Source organism: Amycolatopsis sp. NPDC114478, assembly GCF_055633805.1.
Genome location: NZ_JBVKDO010000050.1, coordinates 1 through 12845, shown reverse-complemented (window position 1 = coordinate 12845; position 12845 = coordinate 1). Strand labels below are relative to the sequence as shown.

Here is a 12845-nt window from a genome sequence, read left to right as displayed (position 1 = left end):
CCCGCTCACGCAGCTCGTCGCTGTACTTCTTCGGTGCCGGCATGCTCTGCATCCTCCCTGAGATCAGAGCCTGCACAGAACCCGGGGCGCATCACGGAAACCCGAGCCAGCGCGCTCCTCGACGCCCTAGCCGAACGCCGCACAGGTTCCGAGGAAGGCGACCACCGCTCGCCCCAGGAACGCTACGGCGACGCGTTCTCCGACACGATCGACCTGGCGCTGAATTCCCCGACGCTGCCGATGCAGGCGGGCGAGCGAGCCCACGTGATGGTCGCGGTACACGTGAACGACCTCAAGACGGGCGTGGGGGAGGCAACCCTGGGCGACACCGGCACGATGACGGCGGCGGAGGCCAGGATCCACGCGTGCGACAGCATGATCATCCCAGCCGTGCTGGGCGAGAAGAGCGAGCCGCTGAACCTGGGCCGCCTCCGCCGCCTGATCTCGGCAGGCCTGCGCCGAGCGCTCTACCTCCGCGACCGAGGCTGCGCGTTCCCCGGCTGCCACCGCCCACCCCGGCACTGCCAGGGCCACCACATCTACCACTGGTCCGAAGGCGGTCGAACCGACCTGAACAACCTGGTCCTGATGTGCGCCCACCACCACAGGCTGCTGCACCGTTCCGGCTGGGAAGTCCGCATAGCCGCCGACGGTCTACCGGAGTTCTTCCCACCAGCCTTCCTGGACAAACACCGAAAACCCAGGCGCAACAACCTCCACCAACGACTGCCGTTCGCAGCCTGAGACAACCAAAGATGGGAAAGGCCCGCAGCCACCGGCTACGGGCCTACACCCACGTCTACTCACTCAAGACGACGAACCGCCCACCCACAGGCAGAACCCAGCCCAGCCCTCAAAGCCTAGTTCGCCAACCCAACAGCCACCCGACTAAACGCCAACCAGGCCCAAGACTCTGCCCACCGAACACAGCCGCAGCAACCAGGCACCAGCGCCAATCGCGAACCGACGGCCGCTCGACCGCCCAGCAACTCCAACCGCCAGCCGGTTCGTCCAGCCACACCATTCGACAGGAGCCGTCCAAGCACCGACTGCAGACCCGAACCCTCAACTGCCCACGGCGCAAGACGGCACTTCACCAGCCAACTGTCCGCACCCCCGAGCCACAGCGCCAGAACCCGCAGCCATCAGCACCTGGCCAACACGCGGCCCATCTTCAGCTCGGCCAGCAGCAAGATCGCTACCTCGTCAAGCAGCGCCGCCGCTCGGCCCAGCCTGGCACGCCACCCCGCCAGCTACTCGTGCTAGCGGAGCTTCCCGCCAGGCGATCACCGCCGCTGCGCCGCCGGGTCCGGCCGTGAGGTGCCCCGCCGGACTCCGGCAAGAACCGCCGCGTCTGAGGCCCAGCCCTGGAGACCGGCCAGACTCGCCTCGGCCTCCAAGTCGACCAGACCACCAACCGCCGAAGCCCGATCAACCAACCAGCCGGTCCACCGACCTGCCGGCCCGCCAACCAACCGGCAGCGGCCGACCAAACCAGCCGGCCCGCCAACCAGGCAGCGGCCGACCCACCAGGCAGCAGCCGGGCAGCAGGCCGGCCACCTACTCCCCCACTTCAGCCAACAGCTGCTCAAAGGGAACAAACCCCGTCCCCTCACCACCAGCAACCCGACCCTCGACAGCCGAAGCCAGCTCAGCCCCGGCCTTCTCGATCCGCCGCTGCAACGCACCCTCTCCACTCCCCCAGTCCGAGGAAGCGGCATAAACCCCGGTAGCCACCGGATCCGCCTTGAGATACCCGAACAATGGCCGCAACTGGTAGTCCAACACCAGCGAGTGCCGCTCAGTCCCGCCCGTAGCACCCAGCAGCACCGGCTTACCCACCAGCGAATCCGCGTCCAGCACATCGAAGAACGACTTGAACAACCCGCTGTACCCAGCCGTGAACACCGGAGTCACCACGATCAGCGCATCCGCGGATACCACCGTCGAGATCGCCGACCGCAACGCCGGGCTCGGAAAGCCCGTCAGCAGGTTCTTCGTCACGTCCAAAGCGATGTCTCGCAGCTCCACCACCGAGACCGAAGCGTCAGGAGCAGCAGCAACCGTCGCCGACGCCAAACGATCCGCCAGCAACCGCGAAGACGACGGTACCGACAACCCCGCCGTCACCACCGCGAGCTTCATTCCGACACCTCCGCCAAAGACACAGACGAAGCAAGCGAAGCGTGCGTAGGTGCCTCAGGCACGTGAGCCGGCCGCATGGAGTCCAGCTCCTTGCGCAGCACCGGCACCACCTCCGAACCCAGCAGGTCCAGCTGCTCCAGCACCGTCTTCAACGGCAACCCCGCGTGGTCCATCAAGAACAGCTGACGCTGGTAGTCACCGAAGTGCTCGCGGAAGGTCAGCGTCTTGTCGATGACCTCCTGCGGGCTCCCCACGGTCAGCGGCGTCTGGTCGGTGAACTCCTCCAGCGTCGGACCGTGCCCGTACACCGGGGCGTTGTCGAAGTACGGCCGGAACTCCTTCCACGCGTCCTGGGAGCGCGGCCGGATGAACGCCTGGCCGCCCAGCCCCACGATCGCCTGGTCCGCCGTTCCGTGGCCGTAGTGCTCGAAACGCTGGCGGTAGAACTGGATCAGCTGCTGGAAGTGGGACGTCGGCCAGAAGATGTGGTTGGCGAAGAAGCCGTCTCCGTAGAACGCGGCCTGCTCGGCGATCTCCGGGCTGCGGATCGACCCGTGCCACACGAACGGCGGGACTCCGTCCAGCGGACGGGGCGTCGACGTGAACCCCTGCAGCGGGGTGCGGAACTTGCCGGACCAGTCGACCACGTCCTCGCGCCACAGCCGGCGCAGCAGCGCGTACTTCTCGATCGCCAGCGGGATGCCCTGGCGGATGTCCTCGCCGAACCACGGGTACACCGGACCTGTATTGCCGCGACCCATCATGAGGTCCACGCGGCCGTCGGCCAGGTGCTGCAGCATCGCGAAGTCCTCGGCGATCTTCACCGGGTCGTTCGTCGTGATCAGCGTGGTCGATGTCGACAAGATGATCTTGGACGTCTGCGCGGCGATGTACCCCAGCATCGTCGTCGGCGACGACGGTACGAACGGCGGGTTGTGGTGCTCGCCCGTCGCGAAGACGTCGAGGCCGACCTCCTCCGCCTTCAGCGCGATTCGGACCATCGCCTTGATCCGCTCGTGCTCCGTCGGCGTGGTGCCGTTCGTGGGATCGGTCGTGACGTCGCCCACCGAGAAGATTCCGAACTGCATGACCTGACTCCCTTCGCGAGCCCCATCTTACATGCGCGTTCAACTACTTCCAAGCAAGAGATATTCCGGCCGTCAATGCCGTAGGGGGCACCAAGTAAGGTCAAGGCCATGGACGCGGAGCTCGGTCGGCTGGGTCTGGCAGAACGTTCGGTACGACTACTCACGGGCCGCGACATCTGGGGTTCGATCACCCCGCTGCTCGCGCCTCGCCGAAACCTGGTGGCGGCTTTCGGCCACGTCGGTCCCGGCGCGGCCGCGCTGCTGCCGCTGGAACCCGGCGACACGGTGATCACGGACGCCAGCCTGGACATGGTGCTGTCCGGGGCGACGAGCCCGCACGCCCTGCTGCACTGGGTGAAGGCGGGCGTGATCGTGCACTCGCTGCGCGGGCTGAACGCGAAGCTGGTGATCGCCGAGGACGAACCGTCGTTCGTGGTCGTCGGCTCGGCCGACGTCACCGCCGCCGGCCCGCGGCAGCTGTTCGAGGCCGTCACGGTCTCCCACGAGAAGCACACCGTCGAGGAGGCCCAGGAGGCCTGGCTCGAGTGGTGCGACCTCGCGGGCCCCGCGCTGACGGCGGGCGACCTGGAGCCGCTCCTGGAGCAGTACGGCGCCGGCAAGCCGGTCACCGCGCCGCGCCCGGCGACGCCCACGCGCTCCACCCCGCCCGCCCGGCCGGTCGTCACGAGCCGGCCGGCCACGCCGGTGCGGCCCGCCACCCCGGCACCGGCGCCGTCGCCGGTCCGGCCCGCCGCGCCGCCCGCGGCCGCGACCCCGCCGCCGGCCCCGGTCCGGCCGGCCGCGCCAGCGGCCGCCGAATCCCCGGTCCGGCCGCCGGAACCCGAGGCCGAACCGCAGTCCACCGAGACGGCCGCCGCACCTTCGCCGGCCGCCGAAACCGCGGAACCGGTTGCGGCCACCGAGCCCGAAACCACCGAACCCGAAGCCACCGACGTGCCCCGGCCCGCGTGGCCGCGCCCGGCCGAGCTGTACCTCGTCAGCCTCGTCGAAGGCGGCGAGCCGTCGGCCGAGGCCGAGTACCGCCTCGAAGAGCTGCAGCGCGAGTACACCCACCCCGGCGACAACGGCGAACAGCCGTTCCGCGTCGAACTGTTCTGGGCCGACGACGGCCAGGGCCAGGACCCGCCGCGCACGCTGCGCACGGGCGTGCACGTCATCCGCGTCTACAGCCAGAAGCAGGGCCGTGCCCTGGTCGGGTCGCGGATCGAGGCCCCCGGTCTGGTGCTGCAGGCGTACACCGACGAGTTCGCCTACCCGCGCCGCACGTACTGCTACATCCTGACCCGGGAGCCGGCCGCCCGGCCGGCGTTCGGCGACCTCCGCAAGGCGCTCGCCGCGATCGGCGAAAAGCCGAACTTCCGGAACAGCTTCCAGGTCCCGCGGAAGATCGAAGCCCTGCTGGGCCTGTGGCCCGACCTGGGCTACGACCCCCGTTAGGGGGCGGCGCACGCCACTCCCGGGGCGACAGGGCGCGGAAACTGTCGGGGCGGGCGGATATCCTGCAGTACGGTGCAGGCCAGTCCGCACCGCCACCAGCACTTTCGCGAGCCACGATCCGGGAGAACGACCCTGTGACTGCCGAGACCTTGTACGGGGCCGACGACCTGACGCATCTCGAGGGTCTCGAAGCCGTCCGCAAACGCCCCGGGATGTACATCGGTTCCACCGACAGCCGCGGCATCAACCACCTCTTCTCCGAGGTGGTGGACAACTCGACGGACGAGGGCGTCGCCGGGTACGCGACGAAGATCGTCGTCACCCTGCACGCCGACGGCAGCGTCCAGGTGGACGACGACGGCCGCGGCATCCCCACCGGCATCCACGCGAAGTCCGGTTTGTCCGGCGTCGAGCTGGTGCTGACGCGGCTGCACGCCGGCGGCAAGTTCGGCGGCTCCGGCTACAAGACCTCCGGCGGCCTGCACGGCGTCGGCGCTTCGGCGGTCAACGCGCTGTCGCACCGCTTCGACGTCACGGTGAAGCAAGAGGGCAAGGTCCACCAGATGTCGTTCAAGCACGGCATCCCCGGCACCTTCGACGCGCCCGGCCCGAAGGCGAAGTTCACCCGCCGGTCCGGGCTGAACCTCGTCGGCAAGATGAAGCGCGGCGAGCGCAGCGGCACGTCGATCCGCTACTGGTACGACGCGCGCTACTTCGAGTCCGGCGCGGCGCTGGACGTCGAGGGGGTGCGGGCGAAGCTGCGCAACACCGCGTTCCTCGTCCCGGGCGTCACGTACGTGCTGCGCACGGCGATCGAAGACACGATCAACGAAGAGACGTTCCACTTCCCGCACGGCCTGGTCGACATGGTCGACTTCCTGACCCCGTCGGGCGAGAAGCCGGTCTGCGGCACGCTGCTGATCACCGGTGAGGGCACGTACAAGGAGAACGCGGCCGACGCCGCCGGCGTCATGCAGTCCAATGTGGAGCGGCACGCCGAGGTCGAGGTGGCGCTGCGCTGGGGCACCGGCTACGAGCGCACGGTCGAGTGCTTCACCAACACGATCCGCAACGTCCACGGCGGCACGCACCGCCGCGGCTTCGACCGCGCGGTCACGAAGGCGTTGCAGGAGGCCATCTCCAAGACCCGCGGGCTGCTCAAGCCCAAGGAGGACATGCCGACGATCGAGGACGTCCTCGAGGGCATGACCGCCGTCGTGCACGTCCGGCTGCCGGAGCCGCAGTTCACGTCGCAGACGAAGGACGAGCTGTCCACCGCCGGCATCACGCGGGTGCTGCAGGCCATCGTCGACAAGCACGTCAAGGCCTGGACCGAGGACCGCAAGACGAAGTCCGAGGCGAAGGTCGTGCTGCAGAAGGTGGTCGACGCCGCGCGCGTCCGGCTCACGCAGAAGCAGCAGAAGGACGCCGCCCGGCGCAAGACCGCGCTCGAAGGCGCGGCGATGCCGCCGAAGCTGGTCGACTGCCGCACCACCGGCGTCTCCCGCAGCGAGCTGTTCCTCGTCGAGGGTGACAGCGCGCTGGGGTCGGCCCGGATGGCGCGCGTGTCGGAGTACCAGGCGCTGCTGCCGCTGCGAGGCAAGATCCTGAACGTGCAGAAGGCGTCCTTGGGCGACACGCTGAAGAACGCCGAGATCGCGTCGATCGTGCAGGTCCTCGGCGCGGGCACCGGCCGCACGTTCGACCTGACGACGATGCGCTACGGCAGGGTCATCCTGATGGCGGACGCGGACGTCGACGGTTCGCACATCCGGACCCTGCTGATCACGCTGTTCGCGAAGTACATGCGCCCGGTGATCGAAGACGGCCGGCTGTACGCGGCGATGCCGCCGCTGCACAAGCTCGTCACGAAGGGCCGCAACCCGGAGACGCACTTCACGTACACGCAGCAGGAGATGGAAACCAAGTACGCCGAGCTGGAGCGGGCGGGCAAGAGCATCGTCACGCCGGTGCCGCGGTTCAAGGGTCTCGGCGAGATGGACGCCGACGAGCTGTGGGAGACCACGATGAACCCGGCCACGCGCTCGGTCCGCCGGATCACCATGGACGACGCCGAGGCCGCCGAGGGCGCGCTGGAGCTGCTGATGGGCGAGAAGGTCGAGCCCCGGCGGAACTGGCTGGTCGCCTCTTCGGACCGGATCGACCGCGACGCCATCGACGCTTGATTTTTCCGTAGCTACCAAGGAGTTCTGCCGTGGCACGCCGCAAGGGCACCACCACCAAGGTCGATCCCAGCGCGTTCGACCGCGCCGGCGCGAACGTCTTCGACAACTCGCTGAAGACCGAGATCGAGGACTCGTACCTGGAGTACGCGTATTCGGTCATCCACTCGCGCGCCCTGCCGGACGCGCGGGACGGGCTGAAGCCGGTGCACCGCCGGATCCTGTACTCGATGAACGAGAACGGCTACCGCCCGACGCACGCGTACGTGAAGTCGTCGCGCGTGGTCGGCGACGTGATGGGCAAGTACCACCCGCACGGCGACGTCGCTATCTACGACGCGATGGTGCGGCTGGCGCAGGACTTCTCGCTGAACGTTCCGCTGATCGACGGCCACGGCAACTTCGGTTCGCCGGACGACGGCCCGGCCGCCTCGCGGTACACCGAGGCCCGCATGTCGCCCGAGGCGATGCAGCTGGTCGGCGAGCTCGGCGAAGACACCGTCGACTTCCGGCCGAACTACGACGGCTCGCTCGAGGAGCCGTCCGTGCTGCCCGCGGCGTTCCCGAACCTGCTGGTCAACGGCACGTCCGGGATCGCGGTCGGGATGGCGACCAACATGATCCCGCACAACCTCGGCGAGGTCGTCGCGGCGGCGCGGTGGCTGATCACGCACCCGTCCGCGACGCTCGACAAGCTGATGGAGTTCGTGCCCGGCCCCGACCTGCCGACCGGCGGGAGCCTGCTGGGCCTCGACGAGGTCCGCCGCGCGTACGAGACCGGCCGCGGCGTGGTCCGGATGCGCGCGAACTGCGAGACCGGTCCGCTCGAAGGCAGCCGTGGCCGGCAGGCGATCACCGTCACAGAGCTGCCCTACGGCGTCGGCCCGGAGAAGGTGATCGAGAAGATCACCGACGAGGTCAACAAGTCCAAGCGGCTCACCGGCATCGCCGACGTCAAGGACCTCACCGACCGCGAGAACGGCACGCGGCTGGTCATCGAGTGCAAGGTCGGCGTCAACCCGCAGGCCCTGCTGGCCGACCTCTACCGGCTGACGCCGCTGGAGCAGTCGTTCGGCATCAACAACCTGGTCCTCGTCGACGGCCAGCCGCAGACCCTGGGCCTGAAGGAGCTGCTCGAGGTCTTCCTCCGGCACCGCTACGAGGTCGTCACGCGGCGCACGAAGTACCGGCGCCGCAAGCGCGAAGAGCGGCTGCACCTGGTCGACGGCCTGCTGATCGCGCTGCTGAACATCGACAAGGTGATCAAGCTCATCCGCGAGAGCGAGAACGCGCAGGCCGCGAAGGACGGCTTGATGACGCGCTTCAAGCTCTCGGAGATCCAGGCGACGTACATCCTCGACACCCCGCTGCGCCGGCTGACCAAGTACGACCGGCTGGAGCTGGAGTCGGAGCAGGAGCGGCTGCGCGAGGAGATCGCGGAGCTGACGAAGATCCTCGACGACGACTCGGTGCTGAAGAAGCTCGTGTCGGCCGAGCTGGCGAAGATCGCGAAGGACTTCCCGACCGAGCGCCGCACGTCCCTGATCGACGGCGACCTGAAGGAGGTCCTGGCCGCGTCGAAGCCGTCGGGTCCCCTGGAGGTCGAGGACGACCCGTGCCAGGTGATCCTGTCGGCGACCGGCCTGGTGGCCCGCACGGCGGCGGAGTCCGAGGAGTCGACGGAGACGCGCCGGCGCAACGGCCGGGTGAAGCACGACGCCGTGGCGGCGGTGGTCCACACCACGGCCCGCGGCCAGGTCCTGCTGGTGACCAGCCGCGGCCGCGCGTTCAAGACGGACGTGCTGCCGTTGCCGGTCCTGCCGGAGCAGGCGGGCACGGTCTCCCTGCGCGGCGGCATGGCGGCGCGCGAGCTGGTCCCGCTGGAGAAGGGCGAGACGGTCGTCGGCATCGCGCCGCTGGGCGAGCAGGCGGCGGGTTCCCCGGGCCTGGCGCTGGGCACTCGCGCGGGTGTCGTGAAGATCTGCTCACCGGAGTGGCCGGTCCGCTCGGACGAGTTCGAAGTGATCTCGCTGAAGGACGGCGACGAGGTCGTCGGAGCGACGTGGCTGACGGACGGCACGGAGACGCTGGCGTTCGTGTCGTCGGAGGCGTCGCTGCTGAAATACGCGGCGTCGCTGGTCCGCCCGCAGGGCCTGAAGGGCGGCGGCATGGCCGGCATCAACGTCGGCGCGGGTTCGGTGGTGTTCTTCGGAGCGATCCGCACGGACGACGACGAGCACGGCGAGCCCTTGGTGATCACGTCGACGGGCCAGAGCGTGAAGGTCACGCCGTTCAGCGAGTACCCGGCGAAGGGCCGCGCCACGGGCGGGGTTCGAGCCCAGCGGTTCTTGAAGGGCGAAACGGCGCTGCGAGTGGCCTGGATCGGCCCGCGCCCGGCAGGCGCGGCGAAGAACGGCGACCCGGTGGAGCTCCCGGAGATCGACGTCCGCAGGGACGGCTCAGGCCACGCCCACCCAGGCCCGGACGTGGTCGGTCACCTCATCGAGCGCGACTGACGGCGAGGGTGGTGCGCCCGGCAGGCGCACCACCCTCGGTCAGGCCAGCAGGGCCTTGGCTATGTGAGTCACCTGGATTTCGTTGCTCCCCGCGTAGATCATCAACGACTTCGCGTCCCGCGCCAGCTGTTCCACCCGGTACTCGGCCATGTACCCGTTGCCGCCGAACAGCTGCACCGCCTCCATCGCCACCTCGGTCGCCGCCTCGGAGGAGTACAGCTTCATCGCCGACGCCTCCGCCAGCGAAGGGCGCTTTCCCGCGCGGGCCTTGGCCACCGTCTGGAACACCATGTTCTGGACGTTGAGCCGGGCCACCTCCATCTTCGCCAGCTTCAGCTGGATCAGCTGGAACCGTCCGATCTCCTGGCCCCACAGCTTCCGCGACTTCGCGTAGTCGACGCACAGCCGGAGGCATTCGTTGATGATCCCCAGCGACAGCGCCGCCACGCCGACCCGCTCGGCCGCGAAACTCTCCCGGGCGCTCTCGGAACCCGACGATGACAGCAGCCGGTCCGCGCCGAGCCGGACGTCGTCGAAGAACAGCTCGCCCGTCGGGGACGACATCATCCCCATCTTCTTGAACGGCTTGCCCTGCACGAACCCTGGCATCCCGCGGTCCAGCACGAACGTCAGCACCGGCCGCTCCCGCGCCGGCGACCCGTCGGCCAGCTTCGCGTACACCACCACCGTGTCCGCGTAGGGGCCGTTCGTGATGAACGTCTTCCGCCCGTTCAGCACGTACTCGTCGCCGTCCCGGCGGACCGTCGTCTGCATGCCGCCGAACGCGTCCGAACCCGAGTCCGGCTCGGTGATCGCCCACGCGCCGATCTTCTCGAACGTCGCCAAGCCCGGCAGCCAGCGCTGCTTTTGCTCCAGCGAGCCCTTCGACAGGATAGTCGCCGCCGTCAGCCCCAGCGAGACGCCCAGCGAAGCCACGATCCCCAGGCTCACCCCGGCCAGCTCGCTGATCGCGATGAGCGCCAGGGTCTCCTGCCCGCCCAGCTTCGGTGCGCCTGAACCGTTGCCTTCCGAAGCGAGCAGGCGAGAAACCGCTTCCGCCGCCATGGCGTCCAGCCCGAACGCCTTGAACAACTTCCGGATGATGTCGTACGGCGGCAGCTCGCCGCTCTCCAGTGAATCCAGGTGCGGCCGGATCTCCTTGGCGATGAACTCCCGGATCGAGTCGCGGATCAGCAGATCCGTCTCGGACCACTCGATCACGGCAGCCTCGCCGCGATGTCGTCGATCTCCCACGGGCCCTCGGTCTCGATCACCTTGACGTCGTGCCAGCCCGCCAGTTCCGAGATCGCGCCGCCCTGGACCGCGAACATCTTGCCCGTCACCGGGCACTTCTCAGTCGCCAAGTACGCCACCAGCGGCGAGATGTTCGCCGGTGAGAACGCGTCGAACTCACCCTCCTCCACTGGTGCGGCGAAGATCGCCCCCATCCCCGGCGTCGCCAGCGTCAGCCGGGTCCGGGCGATCGGGGCGATCGCGTTGACCCGCACCCCGTAGCGCTCCAGCTCCGCCGCTGCCACCAACGTCATCGCCGCGATCCCGGCCTTCGCCGCGCCGTAGTTCAGCTGGCCCGGGTTCGGCACCGTCGTCCCCGACGCCGATGCCGTGTTGATCACCGACGCCGCAGCGGGAGTTCCCGCCTTGGCCAACGACTTCCAGTACGCCGCCGCGTGGTGCAGGACCGCCGCGTGCCCCTTCAGGTGGACCGCGATCACCTCGTCCCACTGCTGCTCGGTGAGGCCCGCGACGAAGCTGTCACGCAGGATGCCCGCGTTGTTCACCACCACGTCCAGCCGGCCGAACTCGGACACCGCCTGGTCGACCAGCTCCGCCGCACCCGCCCACGTCGCCACGTCCGACGTGTTCGCCACCGCCGAACCGCCGGACGAGCGGATCTCCGAGACCACCTGGGGGTCCGGTTCGATGTCGTTGACGACCACCGAAGCGCCCTCCCGGGCGAACAACAGCGCGTGCTCCCGGCCGATCCCCCGGCCGGCGCCGGTGATCAGCGCGACGCGCCCCTCGAGTGCACCCATCACAGCTCCGCAAGTCCGTCTTTGATCACGAGTGTGTCTCCTGCTTTGGTTTCGAAGGCGTACGAAGAAGGCCCCGCCGCCCAGATCGACGTCGACAGGTCCTGCCCCGGCAGCACCGGCGCGGCGAACCGGACGGCGAGGCGCCGCAGCCGGCCCGCGGGCGCCACCGAGGTCAGCACGGCCCACGACGTGAACGCCATCGTGCACAGGCCGTGCGCGATGATCCCCGGCAAGCCCGCCGCCCGGGCGACCTCCTCGTCGAGGTGGATCGGCATCGGGTCGCCGGCGGCCGGGCCGTAGCGGAACGTCTGGTCGTCGTCGACGTGCTGGCCGACCTTCGCCACCGGCGGCGACGAGCGCAGCGCCTCGTCGAACCGGTGCGAAGGCCCCAGCTCACCCACCTTCGAACCGGCGTCGAAGCCGCGCACGAAGAACGTCACGTACTGCTCGTTGACCAGCTCACCGCCGGAAGCGCGGCACTCCAGGTAGACCGTCGCCCGCGTGCCCTTCGGCAACCCCTCCCAGCCGGTCATCTTGGCGCGCGACTCCAGCACGTCGCCGGGCCGGATCGGGCGGTGGAACCGGAAGTCCTGCTCGCCGTGCAGCACGCGCCCGAACAACGACGGCGGCACGACCTCGAGGGCCGGTTCCAGCAGCGACTGGAACACCGGCACGATCGCGAACACCGGGCTCGCGACGTCGCCGGAAGCGTGCGCCGGGATCGGGTCGTTGGTCGCGGCCGCGTACTCGACGAGCCGTTCCCGCGTGACCTCGAACGAAACCGGTGCCGTCCACTTGTCGAGCCCGGCCGGGTCGAACTTCACGCGACCAGCGCCTTGAACTTCTCGAGGGACTCGTCGAGGTTCTTCTTCCCGTCCTTCTCGACGGCCTTGCCCAGCGCGCCGACGATCATCTGGCCGGTGAACTCGGCTTCGATGGTCGCCGCCGAGCCGGTCCCCGCCGCCGCCACCGACAGCGAGAACCGGATCTTCACCCCGGCCATCCCGGTTCCCGAGATGACCAAGCGATGGGGAGCATCGTAGGTGTCCACGGTCCAGGTGATCGTGTTCGCCATCCCGAGCATCGTGACGACCTCGGACACCTGCGAGCCCTGCGTGAACTCCGCGGGGACGTCGCCCTTCCACTTGGTGTGGATGGTCAGCCACTTCTCGAAGTTGTTGGGGTTCGAGAACTCCGCCCACACCTTGTCCGGCGCGGCGGGCAGTTCGACGGACGCGCTGATCTGGCCCATGGTGTCTCCATAAGATTGTTGGTGTTCAGGACGGGATGTTCTGAATGCCCAGGTCGATGGGGTGTGGCTGATGGTGTCTTGCCTCGTGTGGTGGCTTCTGAGGAGTGGCCGCCCTGTCGTTCTGGACGCCCTGGCCGCTGATTGAGATC

Annotated in this window: 10 protein-coding genes; 4 read left to right on the top strand and 6 right to left on the bottom strand. The window is 69.0% G+C overall.

Annotation, left to right across the window (positions count from 1 at the left end; genetic code table 11):
* A partial coding sequence (locus ACZ7OH_RS51655) for an HNH endonuclease signature motif containing protein (protein ID WP_470287698.1) occupies positions 1-744 on the top strand: 744 nt, incomplete at its 5' end.
* Positions 745-1560: 816 nt separating this feature from the next.
* Here the strand turns inward: ACZ7OH_RS51655 and ACZ7OH_RS51650 are convergent.
* Both ACZ7OH_RS51650 and ACZ7OH_RS51645 read right to left on the bottom strand, forming a co-directional pair.
* A complete protein-coding gene (locus tag ACZ7OH_RS51650) occupies positions 1561-2145 on the bottom strand; it encodes an FMN reductase (RefSeq protein ID WP_470287697.1) in 585 nt (194 codons plus the stop codon).
* Positions 2142-3233 carry an LLM class flavin-dependent oxidoreductase gene (locus ACZ7OH_RS51645; RefSeq protein ID WP_470287696.1) on the bottom strand — a complete coding sequence of 364 codons (1092 nt, stop codon included), beginning with the start codon at positions 3231-3233 and terminating at the stop codon, positions 2142-2144. Before ACZ7OH_RS51645 ends, ACZ7OH_RS51650 begins: the two co-directional genes overlap by 4 nt.
* Before the next feature lie 108 nt (positions 3234-3341).
* Here ACZ7OH_RS51645 and ACZ7OH_RS51640 point away from each other — a divergent pair, with 108 nt between their 5' ends.
* The 3 genes from ACZ7OH_RS51640 (at position 3342) to ACZ7OH_RS51630 (ending at position 9390) form a co-directional block, all read left to right on the top strand.
* Positions 3342-4691 (top strand): phospholipase D-like domain-containing protein, encoded by a 1350-nt coding sequence (locus tag ACZ7OH_RS51640; RefSeq protein WP_470287695.1) that lies wholly within the window; start codon positions 3342-3344, stop codon positions 4689-4691.
* A gap of 134 nt (positions 4692-4825) precedes the next feature.
* Positions 4826-6877 (top strand): DNA gyrase/topoisomerase IV subunit B, encoded by a 2052-nt coding sequence (locus tag ACZ7OH_RS51635; RefSeq protein ID WP_470287694.1) that lies wholly within the window; start codon positions 4826-4828, stop codon positions 6875-6877.
* Between the two features lie 29 nt (positions 6878-6906).
* Complete coding sequence (locus ACZ7OH_RS51630) at positions 6907-9390, top strand: DNA gyrase/topoisomerase IV subunit A (RefSeq protein ID WP_470287693.1); 2484 nt, start codon at positions 6907-6909, stop codon at positions 9388-9390.
* 39 nt (positions 9391-9429) lie between these two features.
* Here ACZ7OH_RS51630 and ACZ7OH_RS51625 read toward each other — a convergent pair whose 3' ends face one another.
* The 4 genes from ACZ7OH_RS51625 to ACZ7OH_RS51610 are packed head-to-tail and all read right to left on the bottom strand — an operon-like array spanning position 9430 to position 12696.
* Complete coding sequence (locus tag ACZ7OH_RS51625) at positions 9430-10611, bottom strand: acyl-CoA dehydrogenase family protein (RefSeq protein WP_470287692.1); 1182 nt, start codon at positions 10609-10611, stop codon at positions 9430-9432.
* Positions 10608-11444: an SDR family oxidoreductase gene (locus ACZ7OH_RS51620; protein ID WP_470287691.1), complete on the bottom strand. Its 837-nt coding sequence runs from the start codon at positions 11442-11444 to the stop codon at positions 10608-10610. The genes ACZ7OH_RS51625 and ACZ7OH_RS51620 overlap by 4 nt, the downstream gene beginning before the upstream one ends.
* The gene (locus tag ACZ7OH_RS51615) at positions 11444-12268 is read right to left on the bottom strand and encodes a MaoC/PaaZ C-terminal domain-containing protein (protein WP_470287690.1); all 825 of its coding nucleotides are present in this window, start codon (positions 12266-12268) and stop codon (positions 11444-11446) included. Before ACZ7OH_RS51615 ends, ACZ7OH_RS51620 begins: the two co-directional genes overlap by 1 nt.
* The gene (locus tag ACZ7OH_RS51610; protein WP_470287689.1) at positions 12265-12696 is read right to left on the bottom strand and encodes a type II toxin-antitoxin system Rv0910 family toxin; all 432 of its coding nucleotides are present in this window, start codon (positions 12694-12696) and stop codon (positions 12265-12267) included. The genes ACZ7OH_RS51615 and ACZ7OH_RS51610 overlap by 4 nt, the downstream gene beginning before the upstream one ends.
* Positions 12697-12845: the final 149 nt, after the last annotated feature.

What these genes read in the sequence shown, in the direction of transcription:
- ACZ7OH_RS51650 (WP_470287697.1), bottom strand. Translation starts at nt 2,145, where the DNA reads ATGAAGCTCGCGGTGGTGACGGCGGGGTTGTCGGTACCGTCGTCTTCG.
- ACZ7OH_RS51645 (WP_470287696.1), bottom strand. Translation starts at nt 3,233, where the DNA reads ATGCAGTTCGGAATCTTCTCGGTGGGCGACGTCACGACCGATCCCACG.
- ACZ7OH_RS51640 (WP_470287695.1), top strand. Translation starts at nt 3,342, where the DNA reads ATGGACGCGGAGCTCGGTCGGCTGGGTCTGGCAGAACGTTCGGTACGA.
- ACZ7OH_RS51620 (WP_470287691.1), bottom strand. Translation starts at nt 11,444, where the DNA reads ATGGGTGCACTCGAGGGGCGCGTCGCGCTGATCACCGGCGCCGGCCGG.
- ACZ7OH_RS51610 (WP_470287689.1), bottom strand. Translation starts at nt 12,696, where the DNA reads ATGGGCCAGATCAGCGCGTCCGTCGAACTGCCCGCCGCGCCGGACAAG.